11 protein-coding genes and 1 pseudogene are annotated in these 16,144 nt (G+C 66.5%); 11 read left to right on the top strand and 1 reads right to left on the bottom strand.

From position 1 onward, the window contains the following. Positions 1 to 2: 2 nt before the first annotated feature. From C5F44_RS07175 to C5F44_RS07125, 11 genes and pseudogenes are all read left to right on the top strand, one after another. Positions 3 to 1,455 (top strand): annotated as a pseudogene (locus tag C5F44_RS07175) (6-hydroxynicotinate reductase). Next, on the top strand, positions 1,452 to 2,291 hold the full coding sequence (locus C5F44_RS07170; protein WP_107672829.1) for a UPF0280 family protein: 840 nt from the start codon (positions 1,452 to 1,454) through the stop codon (positions 2,289 to 2,291). Before C5F44_RS07175 ends, C5F44_RS07170 begins: the two are co-directional and overlap by 4 nt. After that, positions 2,284 to 2,865, top strand: coding sequence for an amino acid synthesis family protein (locus tag C5F44_RS07165; protein WP_107672828.1), 582 nt, complete (start codon positions 2,284 to 2,286; stop codon positions 2,863 to 2,865). Before C5F44_RS07170 ends, C5F44_RS07165 begins: the two co-directional genes overlap by 8 nt. After that, on the top strand, positions 2,862 to 4,226 hold the full coding sequence (locus C5F44_RS07160) for a hypothetical protein (RefSeq protein WP_107672827.1): 1,365 nt from the start codon (positions 2,862 to 2,864) through the stop codon (positions 4,224 to 4,226). The genes C5F44_RS07165 and C5F44_RS07160 overlap by 4 nt, the downstream gene beginning before the upstream one ends. An 88-nt stretch (positions 4,227 to 4,314) precedes the next feature. Next, the gene (locus C5F44_RS07155; RefSeq protein ID WP_107672826.1) at positions 4,315 to 5,586 is read left to right on the top strand and encodes an ABC transporter substrate-binding protein; all 1,272 of its coding nucleotides are present in this window, start codon (positions 4,315 to 4,317) and stop codon (positions 5,584 to 5,586) included. A gap of 83 nt (positions 5,587 to 5,669) precedes the next feature. Continuing rightward, entirely contained in the window at positions 5,670 to 6,551 is an 882-nt protein-coding gene (locus C5F44_RS07150) for a branched-chain amino acid ABC transporter permease (RefSeq protein ID WP_107672825.1), read from the top strand. Beyond that, positions 6,548 to 7,480 carry a branched-chain amino acid ABC transporter permease gene (locus C5F44_RS07145; RefSeq protein ID WP_107672824.1) on the top strand — a complete coding sequence of 311 codons (933 nt, stop codon included), beginning with the start codon at positions 6,548 to 6,550 and terminating at the stop codon, positions 7,478 to 7,480. Before C5F44_RS07150 ends, C5F44_RS07145 begins: the two co-directional genes overlap by 4 nt. Further along, complete coding sequence (locus C5F44_RS07140) at positions 7,477 to 8,184, top strand: ABC transporter ATP-binding protein (protein ID WP_107672823.1); 708 nt, start codon at positions 7,477 to 7,479, stop codon at positions 8,182 to 8,184. The genes C5F44_RS07145 and C5F44_RS07140 overlap by 4 nt, the downstream gene beginning before the upstream one ends. Next, positions 8,171 to 8,872, top strand: a complete 702-nt coding sequence (locus C5F44_RS07135; RefSeq protein ID WP_412917534.1) for an ABC transporter ATP-binding protein — start codon at positions 8,171 to 8,173, stop codon at positions 8,870 to 8,872. The genes C5F44_RS07140 and C5F44_RS07135 overlap by 14 nt, the downstream gene beginning before the upstream one ends. A 131-nt stretch (positions 8,873 to 9,003) precedes the next feature. Further along, positions 9,004 to 11,025: a hydantoinase/oxoprolinase family protein gene (locus C5F44_RS07130; RefSeq protein WP_107672821.1), complete on the top strand. Its 2,022-nt coding sequence runs from the start codon at positions 9,004 to 9,006 to the stop codon at positions 11,023 to 11,025. Continuing rightward, on the top strand, positions 11,022 to 12,698 hold the full coding sequence (locus C5F44_RS07125; RefSeq protein WP_107672820.1) for a hydantoinase B/oxoprolinase family protein: 1,677 nt from the start codon (positions 11,022 to 11,024) through the stop codon (positions 12,696 to 12,698). Before C5F44_RS07130 ends, C5F44_RS07125 begins: the two co-directional genes overlap by 4 nt. A gap of 121 nt (positions 12,699 to 12,819) precedes the next feature. On the opposite strand, the gene C5F44_RS07120 is transcribed toward C5F44_RS07125, so the two are convergent. Further along, a complete protein-coding gene (locus C5F44_RS07120) occupies positions 12,820 to 16,143 on the bottom strand; it encodes an efflux RND transporter permease subunit (RefSeq protein ID WP_107672819.1) in 3,324 nt (1,107 codons plus the stop codon). Between the last annotated feature and the right edge of the window lies 1 nt (position 16,144).

The raw sequence follows: 16,144 nt of genomic DNA, 5'->3' as shown, positions 1-16,144 counted from the left end.
CCATGACCGATGCGCCACTGTCTGAGGCCGCCGAGAAGATCCGCTGCGACGCCTGCCCGGTGATGTGCTACATCGCGCCCGGGCAGACCGGCGCCTGCGACCGCTATGCCAATCACGCAGGCCGGATCGTGCGTAGCGATCCGGTGGTGATGCTGAGCCACGCGCTGGACGCGGGCAGCCGCATCGTGCCCTTTGCCGTGCGTGACTGGGATGGCAGCCCCGTGCCCGCCGATGCCTTCGTGACCGGCATCGGATCAGGGACCACCTACCCGGATTACAAGCCCGCGCCTTTCATCGTTTCTTCCATCATCGACGGGGCCGATATGGTGACCGTGGTCACCGAGGCGATCTTTTCCTATTGCGGGGTCAAGGTGAAGATCGACACCGACCGTTTCCTTGGCCCCGAAGGCGCGACCGTGCGGGTGGGCGGCGAGGCGGTTGGCCATGTCACCACCGCCGAATACGGCAGCCAGATGCTGTCGCTGGGCGGTGTGCACCATCTGACGGGCGGCACCAAGGCGGAAGGCCGTGTCACCTGTGATGCACTGTTGCGGCTGTGCAATGGCGAAGCGGTCGAGATGCGGATTGACCACGGTTCCATCGTGGTGGTGCAGGCAGGCCAGCCGCCGGTGGTGGACGGCACGCCCGAACGGCGGATGCGGGTTGGCTGCGGCTCGGCCACCATCGGGATGTTCGCGGCGCAATGGAAGGGGCTGGTCGATGAGGTGGTGGTGGTCGATGACCACATTACCGGGGTGGTCAGTGAACATCAGGCCGGCAGGGTGCTGGGCTGGCAACCGACCGGCATCCGCATCAAGGGCCAGCGGTCAACGCCGGGGCGCTATTTCAGGGTCTCGGAACCGGGCCTTGGCTGGGGGGGCACCCGCCTGACCGATCCGCTGGAGATTCTGGGCGAGTGGAACCCGAAAAAAGGCGCACGTCCGGGGCTGACGTTGCTGATGGTCTCGACCACCGGCGAAGAGTTTGCCTATTACGAACTGGATGCCGACCTGCATCCGCAGCCGCGTGACCTGCCGGATAGCCTGCGCCGCACGGTGGATCTGATCGACGAGAATTGCGAACCGTCGCTTTGCACCGTGCTGTTCATGGGGGGCGCGGGGGGGCAGTCTGCGCGCCGGGGTGACGAAGAACCCGGTGCGGCTGACCCGATCAGTGCAGGGCGGCATCACCCGGCTGACCAGCGGCGGCGCCGAAACCTATGTCTGGCCGGGCGGCGGGATCACCTTCATGGTCGATGTGACGCGCCTGCCCAAAGGCGCCTTCGGCTATGTGCCGACGCCGGCGCTGGTGGCCCCGCTGGAATTCACCCTGCCTCGAGCCGATTACATTGCCATGGGCGGGCATGAGGGCAGCATCCGCAGCCTCTCTGAAACCATGGCCGAAGGCGGCGAATATCCGACCGAGGCCCATCTGCAACCCTGGCCCCGGCAATGAGCGGGGCGATTGTCGCGCGTCTGCCCGACGGGCGGCTGCATTTGCAGCACGGGCCGATCGACATCGTGGCGGCCGCCTTCGGGTCGGCGGCGGCGGTGCAGGCCGCCCATGCCCGCGCTGCCGCACGCTTCGCAACCGTGCTTGAGGAACTGGTGTCAGAGCTTGCCGCTCTGCGGTCGCCCGAAGCGGCCGTGTCGGGCCGCATCGCCCGGTGCATGGCGGCGGCTGTGGCGCCGTTCCGCCCGGCCTTCATCACCCCGATGGCCGCGGTTGCGGGCGCGGTGGCGGATGAGGTCGTCGCGGCGCTGGCCGGGCCGGGCGTGTTGCGGGCCTATGCCAACAATGGTGGCGACATTGCGTTTTGGCTGGCCCCCGATCAGGCGCTGACCTGCGCGCTGGCGGTGACCGGGGGAATGGACCGGGTGACGGTGCGCGCGGCAGACCCGGTGCGCGGCATCGCCACCTCGGGCTGGCGCGGGCGCAGCCTGTCGCTGGGGATTGCCGATGCGGTCACGGTGGTGGCGCGCAGCGCGGCGGCGGCGGATGCGGCGGCGACGATGATCGCCAATGCGGTTGATCTGCCGGGGCATCCGGGCATCGGGCGGCGCCCGGCCTGCAGGGTGCAGGCCGACAGCGATCTTGGTGCGCGGGCCGTGACGACCGCGGTGCCTTCCCTGCCGCCGGATGACCGGGGCAGGGCGCTGGATGCCGGCCTTCGCGCGGCGCAGGGCTTTGCCGCGCGCGGGCTGATTGAAGGGGCGGCTCTTTTCCTTCAGGGTGAGTGCAGGATGACCGGCGCGCTGGCGCTGCCGGAAAGGGAGGCGACAGGTGTCTGAGTTCAAGCTGCGCAAGATCGTGGTGCAGGTGGAGGAAATCCTCCACGAAGGCGGGCCTGTGGCCGACCCGGCCCCGGTCAAGGGGGCGGTCTATGCCATCTGTTCCAACCCCTTCGCCGGCCGTTTCGAGCCCGACCTTCAGCCGGCGATGGAATGGCTGAAGCCGCTGGCGCTGCGCCTGACCGACCGGCTGGTCGCGGCGCTTGGCGGGCGCGAGGGCATTGATGCCTATGGCAAGGGCGCCATCGTGGGCGAAGCCGGCGAACATGAGCACGGCGCGATCTGGCATGTCTCGGGCGGCTACGGGATGCGCGACCGGCTGGGCGAATGTCGCGCCATCGTGCCAAGCGCCATGAAGGTGGGCGGCCTTGGCAGCACGCTGGACATTCCGCTGGGCCATCTGAACGCGGCTTATGTCCGGTCACGCTTCGACGTGATCACCATCGCCTGCGAGGATGGGCCGCGCGCGAACGAGGTGCTTTTCGCGCTGGCCATGGCGCGCGGCGGCCGGGTCCATTCCCGCATGGGCGGGCTGGAGGTGGATCAGGTCAAGGGGGAGGACGGGTTGCGATGATCCAGAGGGGCCTGCTGACCCCGACACTGATCCTTGCGCTTGTTCCCGGCGTGGCCTTTGCCTGCGCCCTGCCGCCTTCGGTCATCCTGACGCTGCCGACCGGGCATTACATCACCGCCGCCGCGCTGACCGTGGCGCTGACCGCGCTTCTGGCGGCGGTGGCGCCGCGCCTGCCGGCGTTTCGGCCGCATCTGATGTGGGACCGGCCGGTGCTGGTGCCGGAAACCCTGTCTTCCTATCTGGGGTTCCTGGGCTTTCTGGCCTTGCTGTTCATCGGCTGGACCGGCAGCCGCGACCCGATGCACAACCTGATGACGCTGGTGTTCTGGACCGGGGTCTGGATCGTGGTGCCGCTGGGGTCGATGGGTTTCGGCAATCTCTGGCGGCCGATCAACCCCTGGACCGGGCCGGTGCGGATTGCGCGGCTGCTGCTGGGGCGGACCGGCCGTGTCGGACTGGCCCGGCTGGGGTATGTTCCGGCGGTGCTGGGCTATGCGGGGTTTGCCTGGTTCCAGATGATCTCGCTTTACCCGGACGATCCGGCGGTGCTGGCGACGGTGGCCGCCTGCTATTACGGCGTGATCTTCCTTCTTGCCGTGGCCGAAGGCGAGGACTGGTTGCAGAAGGGCGAGTTCCTGACCGTGCTGTTCGGCTTCATCGCCCGCATCGCGCCGCTGTGGCTTGAGGTCGAAGGAAACTGCGCCCGGCTGATGGCCGGCCCGCCCGGCGCGCAGGTGCTGCGCATGGTGCCCCTGGCGCCTTCGGCGGTGATGTTCCTGTGCCTTGCCCTTGCGGCGCTGACCTTCGACGGGCTGAACGAAACCTTCTGGTGGCAGGCCCTGATCGGGGAAAACCCGCTGGAACCGACGGGGCGGTCGGCGGTGGTCTGGGTCAACACGCTGGGGCTTCTGGCGGTCTGGGCCATCACGCTGCTGGCCGTGCCGGGCATGGTCTGGCTGGGCCGCGTCCTTGGCGGGCCGGGTTTTGCGCTGGGGCCGCTGATGCTGTCCTTTCTGGCCATCGCGGCGGGCTATCATGCCGCGCATTATCTGGTGATGCTGCTGACCGCCGGCCAATACACGCTGGCCGCGCTGAATGATCCGTTCTTCACCGGCGACAGCTTCCTTGGTCTGCCACCGTTCTATGTGTCCTTCGGCTTCCTGACCGATCCGCGCATCATGCCCCTTATCTATGGCGCGCAGTTCACGGCCATCCTGGGCGCGCATCTTCTGGCCGTAGTGCTGTCGTGCAAGCTGGCGGGGCCGGGCACGCGGGCGCTGGCGCATGTGCCGATGACCGGATTGATGGTCGGGTATACAGTTCTTGGCCTGTGGCTGCTGTCCACGGCAAGGGTCGGGTGATTTTTGTGGACAGGACGTTTGCGCACCTACAATCTTGACCGCGAGGCCACCCGGAAAGAGGGGCCCGCCCAACACGAGGAGAGACGAGATGACGAATTTCCTGATGCCGTCGCGGCGGGCGCTGCTGAAAGGGGCGGGGGCGGGGCTTCTGGCTTTGGCACTGCCGGCCGTGGTGGGCGCGCAGGCCGCGCCGATCAAGATCGGGTTCCAGTTACACCGCACCGGCATCGGCGCCAGCTATGGCCGCTGGTATGAACGCACCGCGACCGCCGCGCTGAAGCTGATCAATGACGCGGGCGGCATCGCCGGCCGTCCGGTCGAGATCGTGTTCGAGGATGACGCGACCGATCCCAAGCGCGGCGCCGAGGTGGTGGACAAGCTGACCCAGCAGGCCGGTTGCGATCTGGTCATGGGCACGCTGTTTTCCCATGTCGTCATGGGGTCGGCCCCGCGCGCGGGCGAGCTGAAGGTGCCTTATCTGGTCTGTTCCGAAGGTTACCACGTCGCCAGCGGCGCGCTGAACCGCTGGACGCTGCAACCCGGCATCACCGATGTGCGGGCGCAGATTTCCACCATGGCGCCCTGGGTGGCGGCGAACCTGGGCAAGAAGGTGACAATGGTGTTCCCCGACTATGCCTTCGGCCACGATCACCGCGATTTCTTTACCAAGGCCATGGCCGAACAGGGCGGCGAAGTGATCGCCCAGATCGCCATTCCGCCGACCGAAACCAGCTTCACCCGCTATTTCCCGCAGATCCCGGCCGAGACCGAGGTGCTGTATCACGTCATGGTCGGGCCGGCCGTTCTGACCTTTGTCAAGGAGCTGGGCGAATTCTACGGCACCGGCGCGAAACCGGCGCTGTTCGGCTTCGTTGACAGCCTTGAGGCGGTGGATACCGCCACGCCGGGGCTGGAGTTCCTGGAGGGCAGCCATTTCTGGGAAGGTCATCCGCGGGTGAAACCGGCCGATGCCGGCGAACACGAGGCCGCCTATCGCGCCGCCGTGGGGGTGGACGACAACGGCGCCAGCGTCAGCGATGCCAAGGATGTCTCAACCTACGCCCATATGTTCAGCACCTGGGAGACGCTCTATTTCATCAAGAACGCGATGGAGGCCGCGGGCTATACCGGCCCGGCCGACCGGCAGAAACTGGTTGAGGCGATGGAGGCGATCACCGATCTGCCCTATGGGCTGGAACACCCGCAGGGCGCCAAGCGGTTCAACGGCAAGACGCACCAAGTTTTCGGCAGCCAGTACATCAGCCAGATCCAGTCAGGCAAACTGATCAAGGTGCACGCGACCACCATCGACGAGGGGCTTTACCCCGATGCGGTGGATTACACCGCGATGTCGTTCTGATCCCGCCGGGCGGGGCGGCGGGGGTCATGGCCCCTTCCGCCTTTGCCCATGCCGCTTCTCCGGTCAACGGTTTGTCCTGATCCATGGCCTTCGGACCTTTCCTGCTGCTCGCCCTGATGGAAGGGCTGGTGACCGCCGCCGTGCTGGCGCTGGCGGCTTCCGGCCTGTCGCTGGTGTTCGGCGTCATGCGGGTGGTGAACGTCGCCCATGGCGAGTTCTTCATGCTGGGCGCGGTGATCGCCTGGTTCGTGACCGGGATGGTGCCGGGGCCGGCCTGGCTGGCCTTTGCCGTGGCCGTGGTGGTGGCACCGCTTGCCGTGGCGGCGCTGGCGGCACTGGCCGATGCGCTGGTGCTGAAACGGCTGAACTACGACCCCGAGGCGACCATCGTCGCCACCATCGGCCTGCTTTACATGCTGCAACAGGCGGCGCTGACCTTCTATGGCCCCGATGCCCGGCCCGTGGCGGCGCCGTTCGATCTGCGGCTGCAGACGCCGTGGTTCGGCTATTCCGGCTACAAGCTGTTCGTCGTGCTGGCCGCCGGGGTGGTGCTGGCCGGCATCTGGGCGCTGATGACCCGGACAAAGGCTGGTCTGGTGATGCGGGCAACGCAGGTTGACCGCGACGTGGCCCGTGCCTTCGGCATCAACGTGGATCGCGTCTATATGGGCACCTTCGCGCTTGGCGCCGGGCTGGCGGCGCTGGCGGGCGTGCTGATCGTACCGATCACCCAGGCGCATTACCTGATGGGGGGCGATCCGCTGCTCTTGTCCTTCATCGTGGTCATCATCGGCGGCCTTGGCAGCTTGCGCGGCACGCTGGTTGCGGCGCTGGTGATCGGGCTGTCGGATGGTGTGATCAGCATGTTCTTTTCACCGACACTGGCCAAGATCCTGGCCACGCTGCTGGTGGCAATGGTGCTGGTCTTTCGCCCGCAGGGCCTGTTCGGGACGCGCAGCCCATGAAGGTCTGGGCGTCCCATCTGGCTGTTGTTGCGCTGCTGCTGGCGCTTGGCTTCCTGCTGCCGCCCTATCACGCCACCAACATGGCGCGGATCATGGTGCTGGCGGTGTTCGCCATGGGCTACAATCTGGCCTTCGGCTACACCGGCCTTCTGTCGCTGGGCCATGCGCTGTTCTTCGCCGCCGGCATTTATGCCGCCGGGCTGCCGATCTGGCATTGGGGCCTTGGGGCCGCGCCAGCGCTGATCCTTGGCCTTCTGGGCGGCGGTATCGTCGCCGGGGTCACGGGGCTGCTGGCGTTGCGCACCGCAGGTGTCAGCTTCATGATCGTGACGCTGATGTTCGCGCAGGCAGGGTACCTGACGCTGCTTTACTTCAACGGCGTGACCGGCGGGGACGAAGGCTTTGCGCTGCCCGCCTCGGGCCGGATGCTGTTCGGCGCCGATCTTTCCACCGACCTGCCGCGCTATCTGACGGCCTGGGCGCTGTTCTCGGCCACCTTCCTTGCCACGCTGGCGCTGGTGCGGTCGCGCTTTGGCCGCGTGATGGTGGCGCTGCGCGAGAATGAGGAACGCGCGCGGATGCTGGGCATCAACCCGTTCACCGCCAAGCTGGCGGTTCTAGTGCTGTCCGGGGCGGCCTCGGGTCTGGCGGGGGCGGCTTATGGCGTGTTGTTCGGTTATGCCGGGGCCAGCTTTGCCACTATCCAGTATTCCATCCTGCCGATGCTTTACGTTCTGCTGGGCGGCGCGGGCACTGTGGCCGGGCCGCTGCTGGGGGCCGTCCTGATGTTCGCCCTGATCGAGGTGGCGAACGACCTGACCTCGGCCTGGCTGTTCATTGTCGGCGCGGTGCTGGTGATTGTCGTCCTGTTCGCGCCCAAGGGGATTCTTGGCGCGCTGCGCGACCGTTTCTTCCGGGGGCTGCCATGAGCCTTCTGGAAGCCCGCGGCCTGACCCGGCATTTCGGCGGTCTGCGCGCCGTGGACGGGGTGGATTTCGACCTTGCGGCGGGTGAGATTCACGCCCTGATCGGCCCCAATGGCGCCGGCAAGACCACCTTTGTCTCGCTCCTGTCCGGCCGGGTGCCGGTGCAGGCGGGCAGTATCCGGCTGGTGGGCGAGGACATCACCCGCCTGCCGGCCCATGCCCGGGTGCGCAAGGGCATTGCCTATACCTTCCAGATCACCTCGGTCTTTCCGGGGCTGTCGGTCTTTGACAATGTGGCGTTGGCGGTGCAGGGCGGGCGCGGATCGGCGCGTGACCTGCGCGGCGCGGTGGCGGCGGCGCTGTCCCGCGTCGGGCTTGAGGCGATGGCAAGCGACATCGCTGGAACCCTGTCATACGGCCACCAGAGGTTGCTTGAACTGGCCATGGGGCTGGCGCTGCAACCGCGCGTGCTGATCCTGGATGAACCGACACAGGGGCTGGCCGCGGGCGAGATCGGCAATTTCAAGGATCTGGTCCGCAGCCTGGTGCCCGAGGTGGCCGTCCTGCTGATCGAGCACAACATGGAGGTGGTGATGGACCTGGCCCACCGGATCACCGTGCTGAACTTCGGTCAGGTGCTGGCCCGCGGCACGCCCGCCGAGGTGCGCGCCAGCCCCGCCGTGCAGGAGGCCTATCTTGGCGCTTGAGGTGAAGGGGCTGACTGCGGGCTATGGCCCGGTGACCGTGTTGCGCGGTGTCGATTTCGAGGCGCGGGCCGGGCAGGTGACCTGTCTCATGGGCCGCAATGGCGCTGGAAAGACCACGCTTCTGAAGGCGATCATGGGGCTGGTCGAGCTGGCCGAGGGCAGCGTCCGGCTTGGCGGCGTTGATCTGCAAGGGCTGCCGGCACATCGGATTCCGTGCCATGGGCTGGCCTGGGTGCCGCAGGGCCGCCGCCTGTTCGGCCCGCTGACCGTGGCCGAAAACCTTGAGGTCGGGGGCCTGACCCGTGGCAACCGGGCCGAGGTGCGCGAGCATGTTCTGACGCTGTTTCCCCGGTTGCGCGAACGTCTGGCCCAACCTGCCGCCACGCTGTCAGGCGGCGAACAGCAGATGCTGGCGATCGGCCGGGCGCTGTGTCTTGAACCGAAGGTGCTGCTGCTGGACGAACCGACCGAGGGGCTGCAGCCCAGCATGATCGCGCTGATCCGCGATGCCGTATTGCGCCTGCGTGCCGAAGGGGTGGCGGTGGTGCTTGTCGAACAGCGGGTCGAGGCGGTGCTGAAGATGGCCGACCGCGTGGCCTTCATGGCGCATGGCCGTGTGGAAGAGATGGTCGAGGCGCGCCGTCTGGAACCGGGCGCGCGGCAGTTTCTTGATTATGTGGGGGTCTGAATGACAGCCGGTGCGCGCAAGCCCGGAGTTTTCGAAAACTCCGGCACGGACGCCTTGAAGGGGCCGGCCCGATTTCCCGGAGGAAATCGTCGCCGGTCGGATTGCCGCGCGCACCGATCAGGAGAGACCCGATGACCGGCCTGGTTGCCGGCGTCGATGTCGGCGGAACCTTTACCGATCTGGTGATTTTCGATCCGGCCTCGGGTGGGGTGAAACTGGCCAAGGTGCCCACCAGCCTGCCCAATCAGGCCCCCGGTGTGCTGGCTGCGTTTGACGCGGCCGGGGCGCGGCTTGCCGATCTTGACCTGATCGTCCATGGCACCACCACCACCACCAATGCCGTGCTGGAACGGCGACTGGCAAAAACCGGGCTGATCACCACCGCCGGGTTCCGTGACGTGCTGGAACTGGGGCGCCGCACCCGGCCGAACGCCTATGGCATGTCGGGCAGCTTCGTTCCCATCATTCCGCGCAACCTGCGGCTGGAGGTGCCCGAACGGATGGATGCCCGTGGCCGCGTGGTCACGACGCTGGATGAGGATGCGCTGCAAGCCGCCGTCGTGCAGTTGCGCGATCAGGGCTGCGAGGCGCTGGTGATCCATTTCCTTCATGCCTATGCCAACCCTGCGCATGAACTGCGGGCGGGTGAACTTGCCGCAAGTCTTTGGCCGAATGGCTATATCACCCTGGGCCACGCCCTGCTGTCCGAGGCGCGGGAATATGAGCGCGGCGTGACCGCTGCGGTGAACGCCAGCGTTCAGCCCATTCTTGAGCGGTATATCGCGCGTCTGGCGGGGGAGTTGAAGGCGCGCGGCTATGCCCGCGATCTGCTGGTGATGAACGGCAACGGCGGCATGGTCAGCGCGGCCCATGTCGCGCGCGAGGCGGTGAAGACCGTGATGTCGGGCCCGGCCTCGGGCGTGATGGCGGCGGTTGCCACCGGGCGGCGGGCCGGTGTGGCGAACCTGCTGACCTATGACATGGGCGGCACCAGCACCGATGTTGCCATGATCCGCAACGGGGTGGCCCCGGTCTCGAACGAGATCGAGGTGGAATATGCCATGCCGATCCATGTGCCGATGGTGGATGTGCGGACGGTGGGCGCCGGGGGCGGGTCGATCGCGCGGGTCGATGAAAGCGGCATGTTGCGGGTGGGGCCGGAAAGCGCGGGGTCCACGCCCGGACCCATCTGCTATGGCCGGGGTGGCACGCGCGTCACCATCTCGGACGCGAACCTGATCCTTGGCCGCTTGCCCGCCGCCCGCTTCGGCCAGGCGGCCGAGGCCGCGCGGCAGGCCATGTCCGACCAGATCGGGCGGCCCCTGGGCCTGTCAATCGAAGCGGCAGCCGAGGCGGTGGTGCGCATCGCCAATACCCATATGGCGGGTGCGGTGCGGATGGTGTCGATTTCGCTTGGCGCCGATCCGCGCGATTTCGCGCTGTTCGCCTTCGGCGGTGCGGGGCCGCTGCACGCGGTGGCGCTGGCCCGCGAGTTGTCGGTGCCGAAGGTTCTGGTGCCGGCCCGACCGGGCATCACCAATGCGCTTGGCTGCGTGGTGGCCGACCTGCGGCACGATTTCGTTCGCACGCTGAACCGGCCGCTGGATGCGCTGGAGATGGACGAGGTTCACGCCGTTCTGGCCGCGCAAGAGGCCGAGGGGCGGCGGTTGATCGGTGAAGAACGGATCGAGGTCCGCGACATCCGCGCCGAATATTCGGCCGACATGCAGTTCGTTGGCCAGACCCATCTGCTGCGGGTGGCGTTACCCACCGCCCGGCCCACGCGGCAAGACCTGCAACGCCTCTTCGAGGCGGCCTATCACGCCCGGTTCAAGGTGGATCTGACGGAAATCCGCGCAAGTGTGATGAACCTGAACGTCAGTGTGACCGGACGGCGGACCGAGTTGGACCTGTCGCGGCTGATCGACCCGGTCGGGCGCAAGCCAAAGGCCGAACCGGCGGGCAGCCGCCCTGTCTGGTTCGCCGGCGGTTGGGTGGAAACCCCGGTCTACTGGCGCGATCACCTGCCGCTGGACCTGTCACTGACCGGACCGGCGATCATCGAGCAGATGGATACGACGCTGGTGGTCGAACCGGGCTGTCATGTCACCTCGGATGCCGATGGCAACCTGATCGTGGAGGTGGGCGCATGATCGACCCCGTCACTCTGGCCGTGATCCAAGCCGGCTTGCAGCAGGTCTGCGACGAGATGGACCTGACCTTTTCGCGCGCTGCATTTTCGCCGGTGATTGCCGAGGCCGACGACCGTTCGGACGGGATCTATTCGGCGGAAGACGGCAGTCTGATCGCGCAAGGATCGAAGGGTCTGCCGGTCTTTGTCGGGGTGATGCAGTTTTCAACGCGCACGCTGGTGGAACGCATCAGGGCAGGTATCACAGCCGCGCCCGAGCCCGGCGACATCTATATCGTCAACGATCCCTATCTGGGCGGCACGCATCTGATGGATGTGCGTTTCGCCATGCCGGTCTGGCGGCAGGGGCGCATCTGGTGCTGGTTGTCGAACACCGGGCACTGGCCCGATACCGGCGGCATGGTGCCGGGCGGGTTTTCGGCCAGCGCCATCAGTGCCGAGCAGGAAGGGCTGCGACTGCCGCCGGTCAAGCTGTTCAAGAAGGGACAACTGGACGCGGAAATCTGGGCCATCATCCAGTCGAACATCCGCGTGGCCGACCAGCGCATCGGCGATGTGAAGGCGCAGGCCAGCGCGCTGATGGTGGGCGCCGAACGGCTGGGCCAGTTGCTGGACCGCTATGGCGACGACACCGTGACCGAGGCCGTGGCGCGGATGCGCGATCTGGCGGCGCGGCAGATGCGGGCGATGATCGGGCTGATCCCCGTTGGCAGCTACCAGGCCACGGCGTTTATCGACAGCGATGGCGTGGTGAATGAACCGCTGACCATTGCGCTGACCGTCACCCGGCGGGGGGACGGGCTGACGTTCGATTTCGCCGGATCGTCGCCGCCCTGCATGGGCCCGATGAACTCGGTCCGGGCGACCACGCTGTCGTCGGTCTATCTGGCGATGCGCCATATCTTCCCCGATGTGCCGATCAGCGCCGGTGCCTTTGAACCGCTGAACGTGACCGGCATCGAGGGCACCTTTCTGGATGCGCAATATCCGCGCCCGGTGTCGGGCTGCGCGGCCGAGGTCAGCCAGCGCATTGCCGAGGCGGTGTTCGCGGCGCTGGTGCAGGCGATCCCGGACCGGGTGACGGCGGCGCCCGCCGGCACCAGCGGCAATTTCGGCCTTGGTGGCAACGACCCGGAAACCGGATCGGGCTATGTGATGTATCAGATCTCGGGCGGTGGCTATGGCGGCTTTGCCGGGGGCGACGGCATTGCGAACGGATGTTCGACAATCGGCATTTCCAAGGCGCCGCCGGTCGAGATCATGGAACAGAAATACCCGGTGCTTTACCGCCGCTACGCGCTGCACGAAGGCAGTGGCGGGGCGGGGCAATTCCGGGGCGGCATGGGGCTGGATTACGAGATCGAGCTTCTGCGCGGCACCGCACGGGCGTCCTTTGTGATGGACCATGGCCGCACCGGGCCGCAGGGGGCGCTTGGCGGGCAGGATGGTGCGGTGAACCGGGTGGAAATCCATCAGGGCGGCAGGGTGGTCATTCCAGAACACCTGTCCAAGGCGCAGGACATCGTGCTGCAACCCGGTGACCGGGTGCGGGTGCGCACGCCCGGCGGCGGTGGCTATGGTGATCCGGCGGCGCGTGATCCGGCCCGGGTTGCCGAAGATGTGGCCTTGGGCCGCTACACGGCGGATGAGGCCGCGCACCTTTGGCCGCGATGACGTAACCACCAAGGTTTCAGCCCCAAGCCCGATTTCTTGCAAGAAATCGGGCCGGAGCCTTCAAAGGCTCCTCACCGGAGTTTTTGAAAACTCCGGGCGAAGTCTGGGCTTTTGGCCGCGTCTATTCCGCGACATGCAGGGTGGTGCCGGAGCGGGGGGCGCCGCCAAGGCGATCCTCGACCGCCGCCAGCCGGTTGCCCAGCCGGTCCATCTCTTCACGGTTGCGGGCGATGCGGTCGGCCAGAACGTCGGGGGCAGGCGAGTCCGGTTCTTCTTCCTTGCTGCTGACAAGGCGGCGGAAGACCAGAGCCAGCACCCGGCTGATGTCATCCATCACCAGATAGAACGCCGGCACGATGACAAGGCTGAGCACCGTTGAGACGATGATGCCGCCGATCACCGCCGTGGCCATCGGTGCGCGGAAGGCGCCGCCTTCGCCCACGCCAAGGGCCGAGGGCAGCATCCCCGCCGACATTGCGATCGAGGTCATCACCACGGGCTGTGCCCGCTTGTGCCCGGCCTCGACCACGGCCTGATAGCGGTCAAACCCGCGGCGGCGCATTTCGATGGCGAAGTCGATGATCAGGATGGCGTTCTTCGACACGATCCCCATCAGCATCAGCAGCCCGATCAGCACCGGCATCGACAGCGCTGATCCGGTGGACAGCAGCGCGATGGCCACCCCGCCGATGGCCAGCGGCAGCGAGAACAGGATGGTGAAGGGCTGGATGACAGATCCGAACAGCAGGATCAGCACGGTCAGCATCAGCATCATGCCCAGGACCATGGCCTTGACGAAACTGGAGTTCAGTTCCTGCTGGATTTCGGCATCGCCGGATTCCTTGAGCCGTGCGGTCGGGGGCAGTCTGGTTGCATCGGCGATTTCCTTGAACCGGGCCGAGGCTTCCCCCAGGGCCACACCCACGGGAAGGTTCGCGCCCAGGGTGGCGCGGCGTTCCTTGTTCAGCCGTTCAATGGTGCTAGGCCCTTCGGCGATGCGGATGTCGGCCACCGCCGACAGCGGCACCTGCGCCCCGGTCGCGGTGGTGACCTTCAGGCTGGAAATCCTCGTCAGATCCTCGCGCGAGGAATCCGCCAGCCGCACCCGCACCGGGATCAGCCGATTGTCGATGGAGATCTTCGGCAGCGCCGCATCCACATCGCCAATGGTGGCGACCCGCACCACGGCGGCAATGTCCGAGGTGGTGACACCCAGCCGCGCGGCTTCGTCCTTGCGGGGCGTGATCTGGATTTCCGGGCGGGGCAGGGCGCCTTCACTGGCGACATTAGCCAGTTTCGGATCGCCGCGCAGCGCCTCTTCCAGCGCCTTGACGGCGCCGTTCAGGTCGGCCTCGTTGGCGGCCAGTACGGAATAGGAAATGTCACGTTCGCCGCGGTCATTCAGCTTGACCACGCGCACATCGGGCACGGCGGCCAGACGGCGGAAGATTTCGGCCTCGATCACGTTCTGCGGCACGCTGCGGCCCTTGTTTTCCACCTCGGGCACCAGGGCCCCCAGCACGGGGATCTTTCGGCCCAGTTGCGACAGTTTCAGCAGAAGGGAATGGTCGATCTTGACCAGGGTCACCGTGATCGAGGCGCGGCGGATGTCGCGGTCGCCTTTGGGCGAGGCGCCGCCAAGGACAAAGATGTTCTCGATGCCCTCCATATCCCTGATGCTGTCCACCATGGCCTGGGTGGTTCGGTCGGTCTCGTCCAGGGTCGATCCGGGCGGCAGTTCGACCGAGATCGAGACGCGGCTCACGTCTTCCGGCGGCATGAAGCTGCCGGGCACCCGCATCATCGCCATGACCGAGATCACCACCACGACCAGCGCGCCCAGCAGCGTGAGATAATAGCGCCCGAAGGAAACCTTGCGCGAAATCCGCCAGGTGCCGGTCGCGGCCCGCACGGCGCGCAGATAGCCACGCATGAAAGGCCCGTCACGGTGGGCATGTTCGGTGCCGGCATCCTTGGCCCGCATCAGATAGGCCGCCATCATCGGCGTGATCAGCCGCGCCACCAACAGCGAGAACATCACCGAAATGGCGACCGTCAGGCCGAACTGCCGGAAATACTGCCCCGGAATCCCGGCCATGAAGCTGACCGGCACGAAAACCGCGATGATGGTCGAGGTGGTGGCGATCACCGCCAGCCCGATTTCATCCGCCGCATCTATGGCCGCGCGATAGGGCGTTTTTCCCATGCGGATGTGCCGGGTGATGTTTTCGATTTCCACGATGGCATCATCGACCAGAATCCCTGTCGCCAGCGTCAGCGCCAGGAAGGACACCAGGTTCAGCGAGAACCCGATCAAGTCCATCACCCAGAAGGTGGGAATGGCCGACAGCGGCAGCGCAATGGCGGAAATCAGCGTGGCCCGCCAGTTGCGCAGGAAGGCCAGCACCACCAGAACCGCCAGAAGCGACCCTTCGACCAGCGTGTTCAGCGCGCTTTCATAATTGCCGTAGGTGTAGAAGACCGTCTCGTCCACAAGTTTGAAGCCCACGCCGGGGCTTTGCGCCTTCAGCTCGTCAATTGTCTTGTTGACCGTTTCCGCAACCGACACTTCCGAGGCGCCCTTGGCGCGATAGACCGCGAAGACCACCACCTGTTCGCCGTTCACCTTGGCGAAGGACCGCAGTTCTTCATAGGTATCGACGATCCGGCCAAGGTCCGACAGTTTGACATGGCGGCCCGAGGGCGTGGCGATGGTGGTGGCCGACAGCCGGTCCACATCCTGCGCATCGCCCAGCAGGCGGATCGCCTGTTCGCCTTCGCCCAGTTCGGCACGGCCCGCGCCAAGGTTGGTGTTGGTGGCACGCAACTGCCCCGACACGGCCTGCGCCGTCAGACCGAAACTACCCAGCTTCACCGGGTCAAGCAGAACCTGCACCTCGCGGTCGGCACCGCCATAGCGGCTGATGCGGCCGATGCCCTGTTTCGATTGCAGGGCGCGGGTGACGGTGTCATCGACATACCAGCTCAGTTCTTCGAAGGTCATCGCGGGTGCGGTGACGGCGAAGGTCATGATCGCCTGGCCTTCCACGTCGATCTTGGTCACGATCGGCGTATCGGCATCGGCGGGCAGGTCGCCAAGGATCTGGTCGATGGCGTCCTTGGTGTCCTGAACCGCCTCATCCGTCGGCTTTTCCATGCGGAATTCGATCAGCGTGGTCGAAACCCCGTCCGAGATGTTCGAAACCACGTTCTTGACCCCGGTGATGCCGGAGACCGCATCTTCGACCTCTTTCGTCACCTGGGTTTCCAGTTCGGCCGGGGCGGCACCAGACTGGGTGATGGTGACCGAGACAAGCGGGAAGTCGATGTTCGGGAAACGGGTGATCGGCAGCGCCTGAAACGATTGCAGGCCCAGGATCAGCAGCATGAAGAAGGCCAGCAGCGGCGCGACCGGATTTCGGATCGCCCAGGCGGAGAAGTTCATC

Origin of the sequence: Fuscovulum blasticum DSM 2131 (assembly GCF_003034965.1) — a bacterium.
GTDB lineage: Bacteria > Pseudomonadota > Alphaproteobacteria > Rhodobacterales > Rhodobacteraceae > Pseudogemmobacter > Pseudogemmobacter blasticus.
Note: the sequence above shows the minus strand (reverse complement) of the source record. Positions and strands in the feature narration are given on the sequence as shown.